Annotated in this window: 20 protein-coding genes; 1 reads left to right on the top strand and 19 read right to left on the bottom strand. The window is 63.0% G+C overall.

Features of this window, described 5'->3' with window-relative positions; all coding sequences use genetic code 11:
* Nucleotides 1-92 precede the first annotated feature (92 nt).
* The 10 genes from dnaE to murC form a co-directional block, all read right to left on the bottom strand.
* Nucleotides 93-3,611 (bottom strand): DNA polymerase III subunit alpha, encoded by a 3,519-nt coding sequence (gene dnaE / locus FVP60_RS08915; protein ID WP_147825904.1) that lies wholly within the window; start codon nt 3,609-3,611, stop codon nt 93-95.
* A gap of 48 nt (nt 3,612-3,659) precedes the next feature.
* A complete protein-coding gene (locus FVP60_RS08910) occupies nt 3,660-4,580 on the bottom strand; it encodes an RluA family pseudouridine synthase (RefSeq protein ID WP_147826025.1) in 921 nt (306 codons plus the stop codon).
* Between the two features lie 2 nt (nt 4,581-4,582).
* Nucleotides 4,583-5,227, bottom strand: a complete 645-nt coding sequence (locus FVP60_RS08905) for a signal peptidase II (protein ID WP_246132537.1) — start codon at nt 5,225-5,227, stop codon at nt 4,583-4,585.
* Between the two features lie 8 nt (nt 5,228-5,235).
* Nucleotides 5,236-5,829 carry a DivIVA domain-containing protein gene (locus FVP60_RS08900; RefSeq protein ID WP_147825903.1) on the bottom strand — a complete coding sequence of 198 codons (594 nt, stop codon included), beginning with the start codon at nt 5,827-5,829 and terminating at the stop codon, nt 5,236-5,238.
* Nucleotides 5,830-5,918: 89 nt separating this feature from the next.
* The gene (locus tag FVP60_RS08895; protein ID WP_147825902.1) at nt 5,919-6,218 is read right to left on the bottom strand and encodes a YggT family protein; all 300 of its coding nucleotides are present in this window, start codon (nt 6,216-6,218) and stop codon (nt 5,919-5,921) included.
* A 3-nt stretch (nt 6,219-6,221) separates the two neighbouring features.
* Nucleotides 6,222-6,713: a cell division protein SepF gene (locus FVP60_RS08890; RefSeq protein ID WP_147825901.1), complete on the bottom strand. Its 492-nt coding sequence runs from the start codon at nt 6,711-6,713 to the stop codon at nt 6,222-6,224.
* A 35-nt stretch (nt 6,714-6,748) separates the two neighbouring features.
* A complete protein-coding gene (locus tag FVP60_RS08885; protein WP_147825900.1) occupies nt 6,749-7,435 on the bottom strand; it encodes a YggS family pyridoxal phosphate-dependent enzyme in 687 nt (228 codons plus the stop codon).
* Nucleotides 7,435-8,595, bottom strand: a complete 1,161-nt coding sequence (ftsZ, locus tag FVP60_RS08880; RefSeq protein WP_147825899.1) for a cell division protein FtsZ — start codon at nt 8,593-8,595, stop codon at nt 7,435-7,437. The genes FVP60_RS08885 and ftsZ overlap by 1 nt, the downstream gene beginning before the upstream one ends.
* Before the next feature lie 157 nt (nt 8,596-8,752).
* Nucleotides 8,753-9,847 carry a cell division protein FtsQ/DivIB gene (locus tag FVP60_RS08875; RefSeq protein WP_147825898.1) on the bottom strand — a complete coding sequence of 365 codons (1,095 nt, stop codon included), beginning with the start codon at nt 9,845-9,847 and terminating at the stop codon, nt 8,753-8,755.
* A gap of 3 nt (nt 9,848-9,850) precedes the next feature.
* A complete protein-coding gene (gene murC, locus FVP60_RS08870; RefSeq protein WP_147825897.1) occupies nt 9,851-11,251 on the bottom strand; it encodes a UDP-N-acetylmuramate--L-alanine ligase in 1,401 nt (466 codons plus the stop codon).
* Between the two features lie 87 nt (nt 11,252-11,338).
* Between murC and FVP60_RS08865 the strand changes: the two genes are divergently transcribed.
* Nucleotides 11,339-11,710: a GntR family transcriptional regulator gene (locus FVP60_RS08865; RefSeq protein WP_147825896.1), complete on the top strand. Its 372-nt coding sequence runs from the start codon at nt 11,339-11,341 to the stop codon at nt 11,708-11,710.
* 64 nt (nt 11,711-11,774) lie between these two features.
* Here FVP60_RS08865 and murG read toward each other — a convergent pair whose 3' ends face one another.
* The 9 genes from murG to mraZ form a co-directional block, all read right to left on the bottom strand.
* Nucleotides 11,775-12,848: an undecaprenyldiphospho-muramoylpentapeptide beta-N-acetylglucosaminyltransferase gene (gene murG / locus FVP60_RS08860; RefSeq protein ID WP_147825895.1), complete on the bottom strand. Its 1,074-nt coding sequence runs from the start codon at nt 12,846-12,848 to the stop codon at nt 11,775-11,777.
* A 35-nt stretch (nt 12,849-12,883) separates the two neighbouring features.
* Nucleotides 12,884-14,125: a peptidoglycan glycosyltransferase FtsW gene (locus FVP60_RS08855; RefSeq protein ID WP_147825894.1), complete on the bottom strand. Its 1,242-nt coding sequence runs from the start codon at nt 14,123-14,125 to the stop codon at nt 12,884-12,886.
* Nucleotides 14,088-15,635 carry a UDP-N-acetylmuramoyl-L-alanine--D-glutamate ligase gene (gene murD, locus FVP60_RS08850; protein ID WP_147825893.1) on the bottom strand — a complete coding sequence of 516 codons (1,548 nt, stop codon included), beginning with the start codon at nt 15,633-15,635 and terminating at the stop codon, nt 14,088-14,090. Before murD ends, FVP60_RS08855 begins: the two co-directional genes overlap by 38 nt.
* Complete coding sequence (gene mraY / locus FVP60_RS08845; protein ID WP_147825892.1) at nt 15,617-16,723, bottom strand: phospho-N-acetylmuramoyl-pentapeptide-transferase; 1,107 nt, start codon at nt 16,721-16,723, stop codon at nt 15,617-15,619. The genes murD and mraY overlap by 19 nt, the downstream gene beginning before the upstream one ends.
* Nucleotides 16,720-18,132, bottom strand: coding sequence for a UDP-N-acetylmuramoyl-tripeptide--D-alanyl-D-alanine ligase (locus FVP60_RS08840; protein ID WP_147825891.1), 1,413 nt, complete (start codon nt 18,130-18,132; stop codon nt 16,720-16,722). Before FVP60_RS08840 ends, mraY begins: the two co-directional genes overlap by 4 nt.
* A 25-nt stretch (nt 18,133-18,157) precedes the next feature.
* Nucleotides 18,158-19,933, bottom strand: coding sequence for a peptidoglycan D,D-transpeptidase FtsI family protein (locus tag FVP60_RS08835; protein WP_147825890.1), 1,776 nt, complete (start codon nt 19,931-19,933; stop codon nt 18,158-18,160).
* A gap of 15 nt (nt 19,934-19,948) precedes the next feature.
* Nucleotides 19,949-20,629 carry a cell division protein FtsL gene (ftsL, locus tag FVP60_RS08830; protein ID WP_246132536.1) on the bottom strand — a complete coding sequence of 227 codons (681 nt, stop codon included), beginning with the start codon at nt 20,627-20,629 and terminating at the stop codon, nt 19,949-19,951.
* Complete coding sequence (gene rsmH / locus FVP60_RS08825) at nt 20,626-21,579, bottom strand: 16S rRNA (cytosine(1402)-N(4))-methyltransferase RsmH (protein ID WP_147825889.1); 954 nt, start codon at nt 21,577-21,579, stop codon at nt 20,626-20,628. Before rsmH ends, ftsL begins: the two co-directional genes overlap by 4 nt.
* A gap of 95 nt (nt 21,580-21,674) precedes the next feature.
* A complete protein-coding gene (gene mraZ, locus FVP60_RS08820) occupies nt 21,675-22,106 on the bottom strand; it encodes a division/cell wall cluster transcriptional repressor MraZ (RefSeq protein WP_147825888.1) in 432 nt (143 codons plus the stop codon).
* Nucleotides 22,107-22,193 lie beyond the last annotated feature (87 nt).

The raw sequence follows: 22,193 nt of genomic DNA, 5'->3' as shown, positions 1-22,193 counted from the left end.
GATAAAACTCTACCCGCGTCGGCACGCCGGGCAACAGTCACCGCGCAGAGGATCCGCGTTCTAGCGTCACAATCACAGGTCGGGGTTTCGCCCTATCCCAGACATTGCGGACCCAGCAGGCCCTTCAGGTCACCGTAGAGCTCGGCGGTGATGGAGACGGGCAACGGCACATCAAAAACCTTTGCCGCCCGTCCTCGGTGCAACATCAGCGACACTTCGGTCTCGCCGGGGTACCGCTCCAGCACCTCGCGCAGACTCATCATCGCGCTCTCCGTGGCGCGCTGCTCGGCGAGCACGAGGGTCAGCGGCCCGTTGTCATCAAAGGTTCCGATATCGGGTGAGAACGCTGCCTGAGCGTGAATGTTGAGGCCGTCGTCGCGGCGCGAGACGCGGCCGCGCACGACGAGAATGGCGTCTTGCGTCAGCGTGGACGAAAACTCGGTGTAGGTCTTACCCATGAACATCACGGTGACTTCACCCGCAAAGTCTTCGACCGTGATCATGCCGTAGGGGTTACCCGAGGCCTTGGCAACGCGGTGCTGCACGCTGGTGACGAGACCGGCGATGACGACCTGGTCGCCGTCTTCGATGCTTTCGGATTCGAGCAGCGTGTTGATCGGCAGTGACGCATGCTTGGCAAGCGGAACCTCAAGGCCGGCGAGCGGGTGATCGGAGACATAGAGGCCGAGCATTTCGCGCTCGAAGCTCAGCTTCTCTTTTTTCGCCCACTCTGGGTAGAACGGAATCTGCGCGGGCGCGACATCGTCTGTCTCGTCGTAGAGGCTGTCAAAATCGAACCCAATGGCGCCGGTGGCTGCCTTGCGCTTGGAGTCGACCGCCGCATCAATGAGATCTTCATGCGCCATCAGCAGCGAACGTCGGCTGTCGCCAAAAGAGTCGAAGGCACCGGCTTTGATGAGAGATTCGACGGTGCGCTTGTTGGCGACGTGAACCGGAACCTTCTTGAGGAAGTCGTGAAACGACTCGAAGGAGCCTTCTTGACGCGCCTCGACGATGCCGTCGACAACGTTGGAGCCGACGTTTCGCACGGCTCCCAGGCCGAAGCGAATGTCTTCGCCGACGGCGGCGAAGTATTTGATCGATTCGCCAACGTCGGGCGGCAAGACCCGGATTCCCATGCGCCGACATTCGTTGAGATACAGCGCCATTTTGTCTTTGGAGTCACCGACGCTGGTAAGAAGCGCGGCCATGTACTCGGCCGGGTAGTGCGCCTTGAGATACGCGGTCCAGTACGACACCAGACCGTACGCGGCGGAGTGGGCCTTATTGAAGGCGTAGTCCGAGAACGGCAGCAGAATGTCCCACAGCGACTTGATGGCGGCCTCGCCGAAGCCGCGCTCGATCATGCCGTCATGGAAGCCTTCGTACTGCTTATCGAGTTCGCTCTTCTTCTTCTTACCCATCGCACGGCGCAGAATGTCTGCCTGGCCAAGCGAGAACCCGGCGACTCGCTGGGCGATCGCCATCACCTGCTCCTGATAGATGATCAGGCCATAGCTGATGTCGAGAATGTCGCGAAGCGGCTCTTCAAGCTCGGGGTGAATCGGCGTCACCGGCTGGAGGCCGTTCTTACGCAGCGCGTAGTTCGTGTGCGAGTTGGCCCCCATGGGGCCCGGACGATACAGCGCAATAACGGCCGAGACGTCTTCAAAGTTGTCTGGCTTCATGAGGCGCAGCAGCGACCGCATGGGCCCACCATCGAGCTGGAACACACCGAGCGTGTCACCGCGTGACAGGAGCTCATAGGAGGCGCGGTCATCGAGCTCGAGCCCCTCCAAATCGAGGTCTTCGCCGCGGTTGGCCTTGATGTTATCGAGCGCGTCAGAAATGATCGTGAGGTTTCGCAACCCCAAGAAGTCCATCTTGATCAGGCCGAGCGATTCACACGAGGGGTAATCAAACTGCGTGACGATCTGGCCGTCTTGCTCACGCTTCATGATCGGAATGATGTCGATCAGCGGATCAGACGACATGATCACACCGGCGGCGTGAACGCCCCACTGGCGTTTCAGGTTTTCGAGCCCGAGCGCGGTGTCAAACACCGTGCGGGCGTCAGGGTCGCTTTCAACGACGGCGCGGAACTCGCTGGCCTCTTTGAAGCGCGGGTGTTCTTTGTCGAACATGCCGGTCAACGGCATGTCTTTACCCATCACCGCCGGCGGCATCGCCTTGGTGAGCTTTTCTCCCATGCTGAACGGGAAGCCAAGCACGCGACCGGCGTCTTTCAGCGCCTGCTTCGCCTTGATGGTTCCGTAGGTGACAATCTGCGCCACGCGCTCGTCGCCGTACTTCTCGGTCACATACTGAATGACCTCGCCGCGGCGACGGTCGTCAAAGTCGACGTCAAAGTCGGGCATGGAGACACGGTCGGGATTAAGGAAGCGCTCGAAGATCAGGCCGTGCGGAAGCGGGTCAAGGTCGGTGATGCGCATCGCATACGCGACCATGGAGCCGGCACCGGAACCACGACCAGGGCCGACGCGGATGCCATGGTCTTTTGCCCAGTTGATGAAGTCGGCGACCACGAGGAAGTAGCCGGGAAACTTCATCTGCAAAATAATGCCGACCTCATAATCGGCCTGCTTGCGAACGTCGTCGGGGATGCCTCCCGGGTAGCGGTAGTGCAGGCCCTTCTCGACCTCTTTCGCGAACCAGCTCTCTTCGCTCTCCCCCTCCGGAACGGGAAAGCGCGGCATGTAGCTGGTTTCGGTGTCGAACGACACATCGCATCGCTCGGCGATGAGCAGCGTGTTGGTGACCGCGTCGGGGTGGTCGCGAAACACATCGCGCATTTCGGCGGCAGACTTCAGGTAGTAGCCGTCGCCGTCGAACTTGAACCGCTTGGGGTCATCGAGCGTCGAGCCGGACTGCACGCACAGGAGTGCGGCGTGGGCATCGGCGTCGTGCTGATGTGTGTAGTGCGAGTCGTTGGTTCCGACCAGCGGAATCTTGAGGTCTTTCGCGATCTTGAGCAGATCGGGCATGACGCGGCGCTCAATGTCGAGGCCGTGGTGCATAATCTCGGCGAAATAGTTCTCTTTGCCGAAGAGATCTTGAAACTCAGCCGCGGCGGCGCGAGCCTCGTTGTACTGCCCCAGACGAAGGCGCGTCTGAATCTCGCCGGAGGGGCATCCGGTGGTGGCAATAATGCCTTCGTGGTAGGTATTCAGCAGCTCGCGGTCCATGCGCGGCTTGAAGTAGTAGCCCTCCATGCTCGCGCGCGACGACAGCCGAAATAGGTTGTGCAGGCCGGTGTTGTTCTGCGCCCACATCGTCATGTGGGTGTACGCGCCCGAGCCCGAAACGTCGTCACCCTGCTGCTCTGCGGTGCCCCACCGGATTCGAGTCTTATCGGTGCGGTGGGTGCCGGGCGTGACGTACGCCTCGATTCCGATGATCGGCTTTACGCCGCCGGCGGTTGCCGTCTTGTAGAACTCGAACGCACCAAAGGTGTTGCCGTGGTCGGTGACCGCAATCGCCGGCATCTCAAGACGAGCGGCTTCGTCGACCATCGCGGTGAGGCGTGCGGCGCCGTCCAGCATCGAAAATTCGGAGTGGACGTGCAGGTGTACGAAGGAGTCGGATGTCACTCTTCGAGCCTACCGGGGCCGCCGACATGGAGGCGCCTGGCAGGGCGATCAGCTCGCCTCCAGCACGTCCAAAGCGTGCTGAAGATCGGCAGGATACGGCGACTCAAACTGCACCCACTCCCCCGTTGCGGGGTGCGTGAACGCCAGTTTGTGCGCGTGCAACCACTGGCGGTGCAGCCCCAACTTCTCATTGAGGGTGGGGTCGGAACCATAGAGCGGGTCACCGACGCAGGGGTGGCGCATGGCAGACATGTGCACCCGGATCTGATGGGTACGGCCCGTCTCCAGGTGAATCTCCAACAGCGAGGCCCCGGCGAACGCCTCCAGCGTTTCGTAGTGCGTCACGGAGTCCTTGCCGTCGCGAGTGACGGCAAACTTCCACGAGTGAGCCGGGTGACGGCCGATCGGCGCGTCGATGGTTCCGCTCAGAGGATCCATGTACCCCTGCACCACGGCGTGATAAATCTTCTCGACGGTGCGCTCTTTGAAGGCTGCCTTCAACGCAACGTACGCGAGCTCCGACTTCGCAACGACCATCAGACCGCTGGTGCCGGCATCGAGGCGGTGAACGATGCCTTGACGTTCGGCTGGTCCGGTGGTCGCGATCCGGTAGCCGGCGCCGGCGAGAGCGCCCAGCACGGTTGGCCCCTCCCACCCCATCGAGGGGTGAGCGGCAACGCCCACGGGTTTGTCTACCACCACGATGTGATCGTCATCGTAAATGATGCCGAGCTCCGGAACCTGCACCGGAATGACGGTGGGCTCTTGCTTGGGAGTCCACGCAGCGTCGAGGCGTGCGCCGGCGCGAACGCGATCAGATTTTGACACCATCCGACCGTCGACGAATACGCCGCCAGCCTCGGCGATTTCTGCCGCAAAGGTACGCGAAACGTCGAGCAGGCTCGCAAGCGCCGCGTCAACGCGACGCCCGTCGAGCTCGTCATCGATCGTGAAGCTTTGCGACTGCATGCTCATGCGGATGCGGCTGGCTTGTCTTCAGAAGCCTCAGATTCGGTTTCAAGGCGGGCGCGGCGCTCGCCTCGCGATTCGTACCGATCCGCCTCGGAGAGCTCGCCGACCGCGGTCTCAGCCGCAGGTTCCGGCTTATCACGCGTGCCATCGAAGTTGACGCCAAGCAGAATCAGCAGTGCGACGAGCACCATGCTGCACACGATGAAGATGTCGGCGACGTTGTAAATCGCGGGCATCATCCACGGGGTGTAGATGAAGTCGACAACGTGGCCGACCGGAAATCCTGGGTCGCGGAACAGACGGTCGGTGAGGTTGCCAGAGACGCCGCCAAGCAGCGCTCCCAGCACCAGAGCCCACCGCAGGGAGTGAACGCGCGTCACACCCAGCACCATCACGGTGAGTGCGGCAATGGCCAGCACGATCGTGAAGATCCAGGTGACGCCTTCTCCCAGCGAGAACGCCGCGCCGGGGTTGAAGGTGAGGTAGAACTGGAGAAAATCGCCCAGTACCGGAGTTGCAACCTCGGTCTCGAGATTTTGCAGGGCGAGGAACTTTGTGAACTGGTCAGCGGCCAGCACCAGGATCGCAAAAATCGCGATGGTGGTGCCGGCCGCTGCCCGTGAGATTTGGGGCCGAGTGGTCAAGAGGTGACTCAGAGACCGATCGCCGAGACCGGAGCCGAACCAGAAGCGGTGCTTGACTGGTCGAGGTCGGTCAGCTGACCCTCAATGTACTTGCGCAGGTTTGCACGGTAGTCACGCTCAAACTGACGCAGCTCCGAGATGCGACCCTCAAGAGCGGTGCGCTCCTTGTCGAGGCGCTCCTTCTCGGCGCGGCCGGTGGCCTCAGCCTCCGAAATGATGCGCGTTGCCTGCTCCTGCGCCTCAGCGATAAGAACGTCACGCTGAGCCTTACCCTCGGCGACGTGCTCGTCGTGCAGGCGCTGGGCCAGCTCAATGATGCTTGCGCTCTGAGTCGGAACATTCGCGTCAGCTGCCGGAACAACGGGAGCCGGAGCAACGACGGGAACGGCCGCTACGGGCTCGACGACGGGGGCCGGAGCTGCGGCTTCGCCGGACTCAAGCGCGGCCAGCTTTGCCTTCAGCTCGACGTTTTCTTCAATGGTCTTGCGCCATTCAACGACGATCTCGTCCAGGAAGTCGTCGACCTCATCGGGGTCGAAACCTTCCTTGAACCGGACGTGCTGGAACTGCTTGGTGACAACGTCATCCGGGGTCAATGCCATGGTGGCTCCTTCTTCACTGCGTCGGTACGGGATCAAAGCAACGAATCACGAAAGATCCCCCTGCCTGTTTCAGCATAGCCGCGCAAAACTTATGCCGCGAGGCCGAACGTAATCCTGTAGGCAAATAGACAAACAATCATGACGATCATGAAAGACAGGTCTAATTGCACGGCGCCGAGGCGAATCGGCTTAACCAGTTTGCGCACAAACTTCAGCGGCGGGTCGGTAATCGTAAAGACAAACTCCGCGAGAATGAGGCCCAATCCGGTGGGCCGCCACTCGCGATTAAACATCGGAATCAGGTCGAGGATGAATCGCGCAAACAACACCATCATGTACAACAAGATGGCGAAGTTGACGATCGCCGCGACGATCTGAACCAGGTTCACGGATTACGGCTGCGCGAACGGCGCGATGTCGCCGTCTGCGTGCGCGATACCGCCGTCACCCGAAACCGCAATGTTTTCCGGCGAAAGCAGGAAAACCTTGCTGGTGACTCGCTCGATCTTGCCGTACAGGCCGCTCGCGAGACCGCTGGCGAAGTCGATCAGGCGACGCGCTTCTGCGTCAGACATCTGCGACAGGTTCATGATGACCGGGATGCCGTCACGGAAGCTCTCCGCGATGTTTTGGGCATCACGGTACTGCTTTGGGTGAACGGTAAGAATTTCGTTGACCGCACCGGCAACCGGCTGGCGAACGACAGCAGGGCGGCGAAGCGGTGTTACCGGTGCCGTCTGCGGCTCGGCCTGCTCGACCTCGCGCACCTCACGTACCTCGCGTCCGCGCGTCTTTGCCGGCGCCTCAGCGGCCGGTTCGGTGTACGTTGCTTCTTCGTCGGCAAGGCCGAGATACACCATCGTCTTCTTGAGCGGGTTCGACATCGCGTCCTCCGTTGTGTGCTCGTCTGTAAGGCAGGTTATCCCCGTGCGGGGCGGGTTCCGGTGATTGCGGAACCAATTCTTAGGTGTGTCGCGCCGTGTGCAATTGCCTCGGCGAAGTCGTGGCTCATGCCCGCGGAGATCCAGCTGGCGTCCGGAACCACGCTACGCAGGAGCTGCGAATATCCGGCCAGACGCTCGAACGCGGGAGCCGGGTCTTCGTCGAGCGGTGCGACCGCCATCACGCCGCGAAGCCGCAAGGTCGGCAGAGCGGCGATCCGGGCGGCCAAGCCTTCGATGTCTCCCGGCTCGACTCCGCCGCGCCCCGCGTCTGCCGTGAGGTTGACTTGCAACAACACGTCAAGAATCGGGTCAGTCTCGCCGGCGGCAGCATCGAGCGCGATCGCAATTTTCTCGCGGTCAACCGAGTGAACGACATCGGCCGCTTCGCGAATTTGTCGCGCTTTGTTCGACTGCGCTTGCCCGATGAAGTGCCAGGTCATATCGGTGAGATCGGCGAGTTCGACGCGTTTGTGCGAGAGCTCCTGCTGCCGATTCTCGCCAACATCGTGCACGCCAATGGCGGCAAGATCCGAGATCAGCTGGGGCGGGTGGAACTTCGTCACCACGATGCGCGTGATCTCCGCCGGATCGCGCTGAAAACGCCGAGCGGCGGAGGCGATGAGATCATCAACCTCCGCCAAGCGGGTGCGAAGTTCGCTCATTACTGCTTGAGGAAGTCCGGAATATCGAGATCGCCCTCGTCAAAGGCCGAGTCGAAACCGCCGACGTCTGGCAGCATGTTGGCCGGAACCACGGCGGGTGCCTCCGGTGCGTTTGCGACAGTCTCGGTGACCTGCTCTGCGGCGACCAATGGTTCCACTGCGGGCGCAGCCGGACGCGTCACAACGGCAGGCAGCTCGATACGTGCCTGCGGCTCGCCGCCGTCAAAGCCGGCTGCGATAACGGTGACACGAACCTCATCGCCCAGGGTGTCGTCGATGACGGTACCGAAGATGATGTTGGCCTCGGGGTGAGCGGCCTCCTTGACGAGCTGCGCGGCGTCGTTGATTTCGAAGATACCGAGGTTGGAACCACCCTGAATCGACAGCAGCACACCGTGCGCGCCCTCGATGGAGGCCTCCAGCAGGGGCGATTCGACGGCCAGTTCTGCGGCCTTGATGGCGCGGTCAGCACCACGAGCAGAACCAATGCCCATGAGCGCGGAGCCGGCGCCCTGCATGACGCTCTTCACATCAGCAAAGTCGAGGTTGATCAGACCCGGGGTCGTGATCAGATCGGTGATGCCCTGCACACCGGCAAGCAGCACCTGGTCAGCCGTAGCGAAGGCTTCGATCATGGAGATGCCGCGGTCGCTGATCTCCAGCAGGCGGTCGTTGGGAACCACGATGAGCGTGTCGACTTCTTCCTTCAGTCGCGAAACGCCCGCCTCGGCCTGGCTCTGACGGCGACGACCCTCGAAGGAGAACGGCTTGGTGACCACACCGATGGTGAGGGCGCCAATCGACTTCGCGATCTTCGCGACAACGGGGGCGCCACCGGTTCCGGTTCCGCCGCCCTCGCCGGCCGTAACGAAGACCATGTCAGCACCGCGCAGGGCCTCTTCGATCTCTTCGGCGTGGTCTTCGGCAGCGCGACGACCCACCTCGGGGTCTGCGCCGGCGCCCAGGCCACGGGTGAGCTCGCGTCCGACGTCAAGCTTGACGTCAGCGTCGCTCATCAGCAGTGCCTGCGCATCCGTGTTGATCGCGATGAACTCAACGCCACGAAGGCCGAGCTCGATCATGCGGTTGACAGCGTTCACGCCGCCACCGCCGACGCCGACCACCTTGATGACGGCGAGGTAGTTCTGGTTCTGGCTCATGCCGGCCTCCGTGTCTAGAACCTGGTTCAACCTTCACCTTCGAGTAGAAGGTTAAAGAATTTCCGGGTATGCATTTCTCTTGATTGAAGGTACGGCCCGAATCGGCCCGAATCGCGGCGACACGCGCGCATGTCGCGACTTGGGCCCGAGAATTTCGTCAGCGCATCACAATTGCCGTCGGCGACGACACATCGTAGACAGAAACGGTGTCGATCGGACGAGCGAGCATGGCCTTTTCCAGCGTCGCGGCCTTGATCTGTGAGTCGTCGGCGTTGCCCCAAATAATCTGAGTTCCGGTTGGCGCGAGCGTCAGGGTGACGTCAGCCGGGGTGGTCGCGGTCACCTTCACAACGGAGGTACGAATGCTCGCCGGAATAGACAGCATGACCATGCCCGCCGAGAGGAAGGTGCGCTCCCCCAGCCCGCCGGCAACCTCAAACGCGGGATAACCCGCGGGCGGCTCCGGCGTGGTCGAGAGCACCACGCCTGCCGCGTCCACGAGGGAGTACCCGGCGTCCGTCTGAACGACTCCCACCGGTGTGCGCTCCACGATGGTGACAACAAGCTCGTGCGGCGGGCGCGCCTGCACGGTGTAGGTCTCAACCGCGGGAAAGGTCACCAGTGCGGCCTTGATCGCGCTGTCGCTCACGAGCGCAAGCGGCGTGCCGATCTGATCGGACAGCGCATCCGTTACCGCAGCCGGATCGAGTGACGTGGTTCCGGCGATCGTAATCTTCTGCACCGCAAACAGCGGCGAGTAGGCAACGACGAAGGAGCCAACGATGACGGCCGCGAGGGCGCTCAGCGAGACAATCCACACCAACCGGCGCCGGCGCGCACGACCGGTAAACCGGCGCACCTCCCGCCTGAGCGCCTTGCGTTTGGCTCGCGCCGCGCGCCACACATCCCGCCACCCGACAGCGGTGGCGCCGTCTGGTTCCGCATCTGCGTCGGGCGCGCCGTCGTCGGTGGAGCCCGCCTGTTGCGATGCCGCAACGATCGGGTCTTCCGACGCTCCGCCGCTCGCCTCACCGCGGCCGCGTCGAAGCGGCGTGATGACGGCCGTGTCGATCTCATCGACGCTCGCGAAATCCGAGAACGCGTCAGCCTCGGGCACCGATAATTCACCCTCATCCGAAAGCGCGTCTTCGATCGCGACAGGCTCATCGGCGATGACCTCGACGGGGTCGATGACGGGCTCGACGGGCGCCTCGACGCGAGGTCGTTGTGGCAGCGGATCAGGGCGACGCATGAATTACTTCGAACGAGCGGCCAGCGCCTCAAGCACCTGCGGGATGATCAAATTGACGTTGCCGCAACCGAGGGTCACGATGAAGTCGCCCTCTCGCGCCACCTGTGCGGCGTAGTCTGCGGCTGCCTGCCAGTCGGCGACGAAGTGCACATGGCTGGGGTCGGCAAAATCGTTGGAGACGAGCTCGCCCGTAACCCCCTCGACCGGGTCTTCGCGCGCACCGTACACGTCGAGCACGATGGTGTGGTCGGCTCGGTTCTCGAGCACCTCAGCGAACTCACGGTGCATGAGCTGTGTACGCGAGTAGGTGTGCGGTTGGTGCAACGCGATGATGCGGCCGGCGCCAACGACGGTGCGGGCTGCCGCCAGTGCGGCGTCAACCTCCGTCGGGTGGTGGGCGTAGTCGTCGTAGACGCTCACGCCCGCAACGGTGTCGTGCAGTTCGAAGCGGCGCGCGGTTCCGCCAAACTCCGCCAGCGACGCGACGGCCGAGGCCAGATCGTGGCCAAGGGCGACGAGCACGGCGGCGGCGCCGGCGGCGTTGAGGGCGTTGTGAACGCCCGGAACCGGCAGGTGCGTTGCGGCGCTCTGGTCACCCTGCGCGATGGTGAAGGAGACACCCGAAGCATTGCTTTCAACGTCGTGCAGGCGTACGTCGGCGTCAGCCGACTGGCCGAAGGTGATCACGTTGGGGTGGGTGATGCGCTGGCGAACGGCGATCGCGCCCGGGTCGTCGGCCGAGATGACGACAGCCTCGCGAGCCTCATTGGCGAAGGTGGCAAAAGCAGCGTCAAACGCGTCGCGCGAACCGTAGTGGTCGAGGTGATCCGGGTCGACGTTGGTGATGAGCGCGATCGAGGTGTCGTACAGCAAGAAGGTGCCGTCTGATTCGTCGGCCTCGATGACAAACAGCTCGTCGCTGCCGGGGGCACTCGAGACACCGAGTGAGGCGATCACGCCACCGTTGACGAACGTGGGGTCATCGCCGAGGGCGCGCAGACCCGTGACGATCATTCCGGTCGACGTGGTCTTGCCATGGGCACCCGCGACCGAAACGAGACGCCGCGCGCCGATCAGCCAGTGCAGCGCCTGCGACCGGTGAATCACGTGCAGGCCACGCGCCTTAGCCGTGACAAACTCGGGGTTTTCTGGCCAGATAGCGCCGGTGTGAATCACCGTGTCGACGTCGGCCAGGTTCTCGGCGTCGTGGCCGACGTAGACCGTCGCGCCTAGCGCCTCCAGTTCGCGCAGACCGGGGCTGTCTGCCCGGTCTGATCCGGAGACACGAATGCCGCGGGCAAGAAACATGCGCGCCAATCCGCTCATGCCCGAGCCACCGATGCCGATAAAGTGCGCGGCATCGATCGTGTCGGGAATGGGGAGGCTCAAATCGGGTCGAATCATGACCTCTCAAGTGTAGGTGCCACACCGCCGGTGTGTTCCTCGGCACGCCCGGCATCGGCTGTGACCCGTGGCTGGTACCGTGGCGCCATGTTTCAGATCGATCGCTCCAGCACCGTTGCCCCCTACGAGCAGCTGCGCTCGCAGATCATTGAGGCGATTGCCGCAGGCAGCCTCGCGGTTGATACGCGGTTGCCGACGGTGCGGGCGCTGGCGGATGAGCTGGGCACGGCCGCCGGAACCGTGGCGCGCACCTATCGCGAGCTGGAAGAGGCCGGGGTGGTCACCACGCGCGGCCGCCAGGGCACCTTTGTGTCAGCCCACGGCGATGCCACTGAGCAAGCGGTACAGCATGCTGCCGCGGCGTTCGTCGCCGTGGCGCGCTCCCTCCACGTGAGTGACGAGGTGGCCATCGACCTCGTCACGCGCGCCCTGAAATCCTCCGCGCCACCTGCCCGTTGAGCAAGCGCATCGAGACGAACCGCCGCAGCGAAAGCATTCGACTCAGACGCCTCGCCGGTGAGGGTTAGCGGACGAGCGCCTCGTCGATCATCGTGATGACGTTTTCGGTGCCGGTGCGAATACCGACGCTGAGCGCTGCGTGTTCCATACCGCGGCGGCGTTCGTCGTCCCGAAGCAGCGGCACAACCTCATCGCGAACCGTATCGGCCGTGAAGTCGGCGTTGTCGATGATGAGAGCCGCCCCCGCTTCAACGGCCGACGCCGCGTTGAGGCGCTGCTCACCGTTGCCGACGGCGTAGGGCACATAGATGGCGGGCAGGCCCAGGGCACTGATCTCACTGACGGTCGCAGCTCCCGAGCGCGACACCACCATATCGGCGATCGCGAACGCCAAGTCCATGCGGTCTACATATCGGCGAACGACGTAGCCAGGCGCGTCCGGGTCGGCGTACTCGGACTTCTCCCCCGTGATGTGAATCAGCTGCCACCCGGTGGCGAGAATGTCTTCCCACGAGCCTTCGAGAGCTTCGTTGAGGCGTTGGGCGCCGAGGCTCCCGCCGAAAACCAGGAGCGTCGGCTTGGCAGCGTCGAGCCCAAAGAACTCTGCGGCCTCGGCGCGGCGAGCGGCGCGGTCGAGTTCGACAACCTCCTTGCGCAGCGGCATGCCGACCACTTCTGAGCCCTTCAACGGGGTTCCGGCGAACGCCACACCGATGCCAGCGGCACGGCGCGCACCCAGCACGTTGGCGAGGCCCGGTCGAGCGTTGGCTTCGTGAACGATGAACGGAACATCTTCTTTGCGCGCCGCGACATAGGCGGGGGCCGACGCGTAGCCGCCGAAACCGACGACGACATCGACGTGATGCGCACGAATGTGGTCACGCACCTGCGCAATCGCGCGACGGAAGCGGGAGGGGAACATGAGGGCGGCTTTGTTGGGGCGGCGCGGAAAAGGCACCTTGTCAACGATCAACAGCTCATAGCCGCGCTGCGGCACGAGGCGAGCTTCGAGGCCCTCCTTGGTGCCGAGAACCAAAACGTGTGCGGTCTCATCGCGCTCCCGCAATCCGTCGGCAACGGCAAGGAGCGGGTTGACGTGGCCAGCGGTTCCGCCGCCGGCAAGCAAGTAGGTTGTCACCTAGAAATCCTGCCACACCCGGCTGAACTGACCTCTCAGGCGTGACCGGTCAAGCGCCGCGGCGCCATGGGAGCGGTGAGCGCGCTGGCCGGAAGCTCCGGCAGCGTGCGGGTAAACGACAGCAGCACTCCGCAGGCGATCAGCACACTCAGCAGCGAGGTTCCGCCCTGCGACATGAATGGCAATGGCACGCCCAGCGGCGGGAAGAGGCGCAACACGACGCCGATGTTGATGAGGGCCTGGCCGACGATCCAGACGGCGATGGAACCGGAGACGATGCGCACGAAGGGGTCGGGCGTGCGGCGCACAATGCGGAACGCACCAACGGCGAACGTTGCAAACAGGGCCAGCACGACGAGGCAGCCGATGAGGCCGAGCTCTTCGCCGACGATCGCGAAAATGTAGTCGTTTTGTGCGGCCGGTAGCCACTCGTACTTCATCTTGGAGTTGCCGAGCCCGAGGCCAAAGATGCCGCCGCTCGCAAGCCCCCACACCCCGTGCATGGGCTGGTAACAGGCGGCGTCATACTCCGCTGCGCTGGAGCAATCGCTGAAGACGGTGAGAATGCGCCCGACGCGGTTCGGGCTCAAAATAGCGGCCACCGCCACGCCAATGGCGCCGAGCACGAGCGGAAGGATGAAGACCCGCAACCGCACGCCGGAGAAGAACAGTCCGGAGAGAATGATCATGAGCAGGATCATGGTGGAACCAAGGTCCTCGCCACTGAGGACGGCGCCGAGAATAAGCGCGGAGACGGGAACGAGCGGGATGAATACGTGCCGCCACATGCCCAACAATGATTGCTTGCGGTAGAGCACGTAGCCAACCCAAATGGCCGTCGCGATCTTCAAGAATTCGGCAGGTTGCAACTGAAAGCCGCCAACCTGAATCCAGGCGGTGTTTCCGTCATTTCTGACACCAAGAGGCGAGTGGATCAGCGATTGCAGTGCCAATGCCAGGGCAAGAATGGGCCACGCCATCTTCTTGAAGAAGGTCATCGGAAAACGGCTAAGCACGAACATCAGCGGAACGCCGATGAGGGCAAAAATGCCCTGCTTCATGAACGTGTCAAACGGCCCGGTCGGTGAAGCGCTCGATGCCGATAGCACCATCACGAGCCCGAAAATCGTGAGCAATAACGCCGCCGAGGCGATGAGCAAGAACTCCGCAGGGACGGGCTTGATCTTCAGGCCGAGAAAGACGCGCGCGGCCTGACCGCGCTCGCCGCCCTCGTCGTCGTTAGAGTTCAGGGTCGGCGACGTCGTGTTGCTGGTCATCGCCTGACTCCTTCTCTGCCCAATCGCGCACGGCCCGTGCGAAGCGGTCGCCGCGGTCGTCGTATCCGGTGAACTGGTCAAATGAAGCCGCTGCCGGCGCCAACAAGACCACATCCCCGTCTGTCACGATCTCGGCAGCAATGCGCACCACCGCGTCCATGACCTCTTCAGTTTCGGTTGCCACCGCTTCGAACACGGGCACATTGGGGGCGTGTCGTGCGAACGCCTCGACCACGGCACCGCGCTCGGTGCCGATAATGATCGCTGCACGAGCCTTGACGCCCCGCGAGGCAACGAGATCAGAGATGTCGACCCCCTTGAGTTGACCGCCGACAACCCAGACGGAACCAGGGAATGCGCGCAACGATGAAGCCGCGGCGTGCGGGTTGGTGGCCTTGGAGTCATCGACCCAGGCCACACCGCCCACCTGTGCGACCAGTTCAATGCGGTGCGGGTCGAGCTGGAACGTTTGCAGCGCCAGGTTCACGTCTTCCGGCGTGATTCCGAGAGTGCGGCTGAGTGCTGCGGCCGCCAGAATATTGGCAACAATGTGCGGGGCGGCAAGGTTACGTTGCGCGAGCTCCGACAGTTCGATGATTTCTAGAGCGGCGTTGCGCCGGTCATCCAAGAAGGCTCGATCGACCAGCAGGCCGTCAACGACGCCAAAATCACTCGGACCAGGAACACCCAGATCGAACCCAATGGCTCGCGCGCCCTCGATAACTTCGGCTTCTTCAACCATGTCGCGAGTGGCGAGGTCGGCCTTGTTGTAGACGCAGGAGAACTTGGTGTTGCGGTAGACCAGGGCCTTCGCATCGCGGTAGGCCTCGAACGAGCCGTGCCACACCAGATGGTCGTCGGCCAGGTTCAGGCACACGCTGGCGGCCGGAACCGGTTGCCCGGCTGGCGTGGCAAGCCCGAGGTACCACAGCTGGTGGCTGGAAAGTTCGACAACGAGAGCGTCAAACCCCTCGGGGTCGCGCACCGCGTCGAGAATCGGAACACCAATGTTTCCGCACGGAGCGGCCTTCTGCCCGCCCGCAACCAGCATGGATGCTGCCAGCCGCGTTGTCGTGGTCTTGCCATTGGTTCCGGTGACCAGCACCCACTCCGCCGGCGTTCCGTCGGCACGCACGACCTTGTCACGCACGCGCCAACCCAGCTCGATATCGCCCCACAGCGCAATGCCCTGCTGCTGTACCCACTGAATCAGCGGGTGGTGCGGGGCAAAACCGGGCGAGGCGATCACAACGTCTGGCGCGAAAGTGAGCAGCTCGTCTGGCACCTCTTGCAACGACTTCTCAACCAGATCGACGCCGATCACCGGAAGCAGTCGCGCGTACTCTTCGCTCGATCCCTCCGTGAAGACCGTCACGGTCGAGCCGAGCTCAGCGAGCGTGTCTGCCACGGAGAACCCCGTTGACGACAACCCGAGAACGGCGACGCGCAGTCCCTTCCAGTCGGAGTACCAGCTGGTGAGGTGATCGAGGTTCATGTGCGAGATAGCCATTCCACGTAGAAGAGACCCATTCCGGTGACCGCGCACGCGCCCGCGATGATCCACATGCGCACGACGATCGTCGGTTCCGGCCAGCCACGCATTTCGAGGTGGTGGTGGAACGGGCTATTGAGAAAGAGGCGCTTGCCCTTGGTGATCTTGAAGTAGTAGCGCTGCAGAATTACCGAGCCCGGCCCCATCAAGAAGACGAAGCCGATAACGACCAGCAGCAGTTCGGTGTGAGTGAGGATCGCCATGGCGGTCAGCACACCACCGATCGCGAGCGAACCGGTGTCGCCCATGAAGACCTTCGCCTTGGGCGCGTTCCACCACAAGAAACCGACGAGCGAGCCCACGAAGGCGGCGCTGACAATGGCAAGGTCAAGCGGATCGCGAATGTTGCCGTAGCAGCCGGCGATGAGCTCTTCAGGAGCAACCTCGCACCGCTGGTTGAACTGCCAGAACGCGATGAGGCTGTAGGTGCCGATAACGAAGACTCCGGAACCAGCCGCAAGACCATCGAGGCCATCGGTGAGGTTGGTGGCGTTGGAGGTGGCGACGCCAATGAGCGAGATCCACGCCAGGTACAGCAGCCAACCGAGCACGAAACCGAGTGGCATGAAGCTCAGGACGGCGATATCGCGAAACAGCGAGATCGAATCACTGGCAGGGGTGACGTTGTATTCGTTGGGAAAGTTAAGCGAGAGGATGCCAAACGGAACCATCACCAGGAGCTGGCCGATAATTTTGCGCCAGCCGCTGAGGCCGAGGCTATTTTGCTTGCTGACCTTCATGTAGTCGTCAATAAAGCCGACGATGCCGAATCCGACCATGAGCCACAACACCAACAGGCCCGAGATTGTTGGCGGGTTGTTGCCGGTGTAGGTACCGATGAGGTAGCCGACGAGGGTGCCCAGGATGAAGATCACGCCACCCATGGTCGGGGTGCCGCGTTTTGCGCCGTGCTTGGGGTTGTTGGCGCTTTCGGGCGTGCGAATGACCTGGCCCCAGCCCCACTTTCGGAAGAACTTCAGAAAGACCGGGGTGAGGAACAGGGTGAAGGCAAACGCGATGACGGCTGCCGAAAGGAGTGATCTCACGAGAACAATCCTCCCAGACGATCGCCCAGAAAGCGGAGACCGGCGGCATTCGACGATTTCACGAGCACGCGGTCGCCGTCACGGAGCTCGCCTTTCAGGTACTCAAAGGCTGCATCGGCGTCGTCGAAGAACACCGGTTCGCCGTCCCACGACCCCTCACCAATGGCTGAGATGAACAGGCGACGAGCGGCCGAGCCGACCACCACAATGCGCTGAATGCGCAGCCGCACGGCCAACAGACCGATTCGGTCATGTTCTTCACCGTCAAACTCACCCAGTTCGCTCATCGCGCCCAACACGGCAACGGTGCGCTCGTGCGGTTCGGTGATTTGCGCCAGGGTACGAAGCGCCGCGGCCATGGAATCCGGGCTTGCATTGTAGGCGTCGTTGATGATGGTGACCCGGTCGTTGCCGAGCACCTGCATGCGCCAGCGTTCGGCCAAATCCATGGTTTCGAGGCGGGCAATTGACGTCGCAGGCTCGATGCCGAGCACGCGGGCGGCCGTGATGGCAGCCAGAGCGTTCATGACGTGGTGGGCGCCCAGCACCTTGAGGTTCATCGGAATTGTCGCGCCATCGACGAGGACTTCGCTCGTGGTTCCGCTGGCCGTGACCGTTACGTCGCTGGCCCGCACATCTGCGGTCGGGGCATGGCCAAACCACACCACGTCGTTACCCTGCGCCTCGGCCACCGGCGCCATGCCCGCAACGCGCGGGTCATCGGCGTTCAGCACCGCGGTTCCGCCTGGCGCCAGCGCGTGCACCAGCTCGGTCTTAGCTTTCACCGTGGCCTCGATGCCGCCAAAGCCGCCGGCGTGAGCCATGCCGACCATGAGCTCGACGCTCACGTCAGGATTCACCAGGCCGGCCAGGCGGGCAATCTCTCCGGGACCCGAGGCTCCGAATTCAGAGACCAGGTACTTCGTGGTGTCGGTGACGCGAAGCATGGTGAGGGGCGCGCCAACCTCGTTGTTGTACGAAGCAATCGGAGCGACGGTCTCGCCCTCATCCTGCAGAATGCGAGCCAGCATGTTCTTCGTGGTGGTCTTGCCGTTGGAGCCGGTGATGCCAACGATCTTGAGGGTTCCGTGCGCGCGAACGCGAGCGACCACCTCGCGCGCGAGGTCGGCGATAGCCATGACGACATCGGCCACCACGATCTGCGTGATGTCTTCGTCAACCAGGTGTTCGACGAGGGCGAGGGTGGCGCCATTGGCGACCGCGGCACCGACAAAGCGGTGGCCGTCGGTGGTATCCCCTGGCTTGGCGACGAAGATGCCGCCGGGCTGCATGTTACGAGAGTCGGTATCAACGACGCCGGAGACAACGGTCTCGGCGGACTCGTCACGACGCACGTGAAGTGTTCCGCCGACGATCGTTGCAACCTCGGCGAGAGTGAGGGTAATCATGTGAGATTCTCCGGGCAGGTGCGCCCTACTCGGCGAACTTCGGCAGAAGTTCGGGGAGCGGCGACTCGGACGGCATAACGCGGTAGTTCTTCAGAACCTGGGTCATGGCCTTCTGAAAGGCCGGTGCTGTAGCCGTAGACGAGGTTACCCTAGTCGGCTCTTCGAGGGAGATCATGACGACGTACTCGGGGTCGTCGGCCGGCGCGAATCCGACGATCGAGGTGTCGTAAACGTTTGCCTTGTAGCCGCCGGTTGCGGGGTCGTAGGTCTGCGCGGTTCCGGTCTTAGCCGCGATGCGGTAGCCGGGTACGCGAATCAGGTCGGCGACACCGCCCTGCTCTGCCACGTTTTCGATCATGAGCGACATGTCAGCCGCCACGTCTTCATCGAGAATGCGCTCGGGCTCAGGAACGTCAGGCTTCACGACCGTTCCGTCGGCCCCGGTGCACGACTCCACCAATTGCAACGGCTGCTTGACGCCGCCGTTCGCGAAGATTTGGTACGCGCTCGCCACCTGCGGCGCCGTGACGGTAAAGGATTGGCCGAACGTTGAGGCGTAGATCGTCTGGTTATCCCAGTTCTCGGCCGGGTGGAGAACGCCAACCGACTCGCCAAGAAAGTTGACGTTGGTGGTTTCGCCGATGCCGAACTTCTGCAGCCACTCGTAGCGCTTCTCGGGCGACAGCATGGTTCCGAACTTGCTGACCGCGACGTTTGAGGAGTCAATAAGCGCACCCGCGAGCGTGTAGTGATAGCTTTCGTGGCTGAACGCATCGCCGACGGCTGCGCCGTTCTCAAACGTTTCGTAGCCGCTCGCCCACACCGACGTCATCGGGGTGGCCACGCGCTCCTGCATGATCATCGCAGCTGTGACGGCCTTGAATGTCGAGCCGGGCTCCTTCTGGTCGTTGAAGAGTTTGGAGGTACCGGACGCGCCGACCGCGTTGTTCGAGTCGACGGTGTCATATTCGGCGGCCGCCCGGATCTTGCCGGTCTTAGATTCCACCACAAGCACAGAGCCGTACTTTGCCCCCTGAATGCCCACCTCTTCGGTGATCATTTGCTGCATGTACCACTGCAGGTCAGCGTCAAGGGTCAGCTGAACCGTGCCACCGTCGACGGCAGGCTTGGTTTCGAGCGAACCGGGAATGATTTCGCCGCTACCACCGACCTCGTAGGTCGTCGCGCCGTTCGTTGCCGACAGACACGCGTCTTCCATCAACTCAATGCCGGCCAGCGGTGCGCCATCAGAGCCGGTGAAGCCGATGATGTTGCCGCCGACAGCACCGTTTTGGTATACCCGCTTCTCGGTCGGAACCGAAGCGATGTATGGCACACCGATCGCACGCAAGTCGAGATACTGCTGCGTGGTCAGCCCGCTCTTCACGGGAGCCCACTGAGGGCTCGGGGCGTTCTCCAACGCCGTCTGAACCTCGGCTTCCGTCATATCTGTGGCTGCGGCGATCTTGGCGCGTGCCATCTCCCACGTGACGATCGTGGGTTCTTTGTCGTCGCCGTAATAGACCTCATAGTCCTTCACGATCGACGGATCAAGCATGGTCTCGTACTCGACCGAGGTCGACGCAAGCACGGCGCCGTCCATGTCGACGATCTCTCCCCGGGTTCCGTAGAGCACCGATCCCTGCGCCAGTCGCGCATTGCGGAACGCATCCGTGTACTCGTCGGCCTTGACCACCTGAATGTCGATCAGACGAATGGTGAAGGCGGCGATAATCGCAAAGATCAGCAGCAGAGCCACCGAAGTGCGCCGGCGAGGCGTGCGGGTAGCTCGCGTGGTCATCTGAGCTCCGATTCTTTAGCGCGTTTCGGGGGTGGGAATTCCGTCTGAGATCACCGGCGGTAACTGCGGAGCCTCGGCAACCGGCGCGGTCGCCGTCAGGTTGTCTGTCGCCTCTGCTTGAGGCGCTACAGGAATTGCACCACCGATTGTGCTCCCCGGTGCGGTCGCAAGCGGCGTGTTGGCAATGAGCGCATTGGGAACGGCCGGGGTGCGCAGCACGTCGACCGTCGAATTCGTCGCAACCTCGCCCGTTCCGACGACGGCACCGTCGCTGAGGCGAAGGTAGGTGGGCGACGCACCAATCACCATTCCGGCAGCGGCAGCGTTGGCGGCAAGGTACTGAGGCGACGACAGACCGGCGAGTTCTTCATTGAGAAGTTGCGACTGCACGGTGAGGTCTCGCTGCTGCGACTGCAACTCGCGAATTTCGTAGGTCGTCGCCGTGGTCGCAAGCGACAGACCCATCTGTGCAGCACCAATCAGCACGGCTCCGATCAGTGCAACCATCGCGTAGGCGACGCGTGGCTTGCGCGCCTTGGCGGGAGAGGTGACGGGGCGCAGGTGACGCTCACGCTTGTGCGGCGCGGGAGCGACGGGCGCGACCGAAGGGAGCGCCGTTGCCGTTGCCGTTGCCGTTGCCGTTGCGTGACGCTCGGGGCGCGGAATGGGTACGGTGACCGCTTCTGCCAGGCTCATCGTGCCTCCCTCACACGCTCAGCCGCACGCGTGCGGACCGGAATAGATCGTGGGTTGCGCTGACGCTCGGCCTCATCGGCGAGCTCGGCGCCCTTGGTCACCAGACGGAACCGCGGAGCAAACTCTTCGAGTTCCACCGGAAGGCCCTTCGGGCCGGTGGACGAACTCGCGGCAGCGAAGGCCCGCTTGACGAAGCGGTCTTCGAGCGACTGGTACGACATCACGACGATGCGCCCGCCGACGTTCAGCAGGCTCATCGCCGCCGGAATCGCCGCCTCGACGGCGGCAAGTTCGGCGTTGACCTCGATGCGCAGCGCCTGAAAGACGCGCTTGGCCGGGTGCCCCGCGCTGAGCAGCGCGCCCGGTGTCGCATCGGTGAGGATTGACACCAGTTGGCTCGAGGTCTCAATTGGCGCCACCTCGCGGGCGCTGAGGATTGCGCGAGCGTAGCGGCCGGCAAGCTTCTCTTCGCCGTACACCTCGAAGATCCGTCGCAGTTGGCCCTCGGAGTACGTCGCCAGAATGTCAGCCGCCCTCACGCCCTGCGTCTGATCCATCCGCATGTCCAGCGGTGCATCCTTCGCGTACGCAAAACCTCGTTCCGCCATATCGAGCTGCAGCGACGACACACCCAGATCGAACAGCACGCCGTCAATCTGCGAAAAGCCTTCACCATCGACCGCATCGGCGATGCCGTCGTACACCGTGTGCACGGGGCGGAACCGGTCGCCAAAGCGCGCGAGCCGCTCCCCCGCAATTCGCAGGGCATCGGTGTCGCGGTCAAGCCCAATCAGGGTGAGGCCGTCGAAGCGGTCCAGAATGGCCTCGGAGTGACCGCCCATGCCGAGGGTGGCGTCGACGAAGACCGCGCCGGGGCGAGAGATCGCTGGCTGCAGGAGCTCGACGCAACGCTCGAGCATGACTGGGGTGTGAATTTCGTTCGGGTTCATGAGTTTCGGGTCTCCCTGTGCTCTGATGCCCCTCCGCGTGACCTGCCATCGGGGAAGTGAAGTCAGGGCGCGCGGCGAGGAGTCACAGCGCAGGGCTAGAACAGACCAGGAATCACCTCCTGCTCCATCTCTGCGTAGGCTTCTTCGTTTCCGGCCAGGTAGTTGTTCCAGGCATCGGCGTTCCAGATTTCGGCGTGAGCGCCGACGCCAGTGACGACGAGTTCTTTTTCGAGACCGGCGTACTGGCGAAGCGCCGGCGGAATCGTGATGCGGTTCTGGCTGTCGGGCATTTCGGCGCTAGCGCCGGAGAGGAACATGCGCAGAAAGTCGCGAGCCTGCTTGTTGCTGAGGGGCGCTTGGCGAATGCGCTCGTGCACCGACTCGAACTCCGCGTTCGAGAACACATACAGGCACCGTTCTTGACCGCGGGTGATGACGACGCCCCCGGCGAGGTCTTCGCGAAACTTCGCGGGAAGAATGACGCGACCTTTGTCATCGAGCTTCGGTGAGTGGGTACCCAGCAACATCGGCCTTTCACCCCCCTTCCCGTCGGCCTCGGTTCGGTATGCGCCCCACTTTACTCCACTTCCCCCCACTTCGTCTACGAAAACTCG

The organism is Microbacterium mitrae, from assembly GCF_008017445.1.
GTDB lineage: Bacteria > Actinomycetota > Actinomycetes > Actinomycetales > Microbacteriaceae > Microbacterium > Microbacterium mitrae.
This window is presented reverse-complemented; position numbering and strand designations above follow the sequence as displayed.

Coding starts and splice junctions, on each gene's coding strand:
- FVP60_RS08910 (WP_147826025.1), bottom strand. CDS start 4,580: ATGCAGTCGCAAAGCTTCACGATCGATGACGAGCTCGACGGGCGTCGC.
- FVP60_RS08900 (WP_147825903.1), bottom strand. CDS start 5,829: ATGGCATTGACCCCGGATGACGTTGTCACCAAGCAGTTCCAGCACGTC.
- FVP60_RS08890 (WP_147825901.1), bottom strand. CDS start 6,713: ATGTCGAACCCGCTCAAGAAGACGATGGTGTATCTCGGCCTTGCCGAC.
- FVP60_RS08885 (WP_147825900.1), bottom strand. CDS start 7,435: ATGAGCGAACTTCGCACCCGCTTGGCGGAGGTTGATGATCTCATCGCC.
- ftsZ (WP_147825899.1), bottom strand. CDS start 8,595: ATGAGCCAGAACCAGAACTACCTCGCCGTCATCAAGGTGGTCGGCGTC.
- FVP60_RS08875 (WP_147825898.1), bottom strand. CDS start 9,847: ATGCGTCGCCCTGATCCGCTGCCACAACGACCTCGCGTCGAGGCGCCC.
- murC (WP_147825897.1), bottom strand. CDS start 11,251: ATGATTCGACCCGATTTGAGCCTCCCCATTCCCGACACGATCGATGCC.
- FVP60_RS08865 (WP_147825896.1), top strand. CDS start 11,339: ATGTTTCAGATCGATCGCTCCAGCACCGTTGCCCCCTACGAGCAGCTG.
- FVP60_RS08855 (WP_147825894.1), bottom strand. CDS start 14,125: ATGACCAGCAACACGACGTCGCCGACCCTGAACTCTAACGACGACGAG.
- murD (WP_147825893.1), bottom strand. CDS start 15,635: ATGGCTATCTCGCACATGAACCTCGATCACCTCACCAGCTGGTACTCC.
- FVP60_RS08840 (WP_147825891.1), bottom strand. CDS start 18,132: ATGATTACCCTCACTCTCGCCGAGGTTGCAACGATCGTCGGCGGAACA.
- FVP60_RS08835 (WP_147825890.1), bottom strand. CDS start 19,933: ATGACCACGCGAGCTACCCGCACGCCTCGCCGGCGCACTTCGGTGGCT.
- ftsL (WP_246132536.1), bottom strand. CDS start 20,629: ATGAGCCTGGCAGAAGCGGTCACCGTACCCATTCCGCGCCCCGAGCGT.
- rsmH (WP_147825889.1), bottom strand. CDS start 21,579: ATGAACCCGAACGAAATTCACACCCCAGTCATGCTCGAGCGTTGCGTC.
- mraZ (WP_147825888.1), bottom strand. CDS start 22,106: ATGTTGCTGGGTACCCACTCACCGAAGCTCGATGACAAAGGTCGCGTC.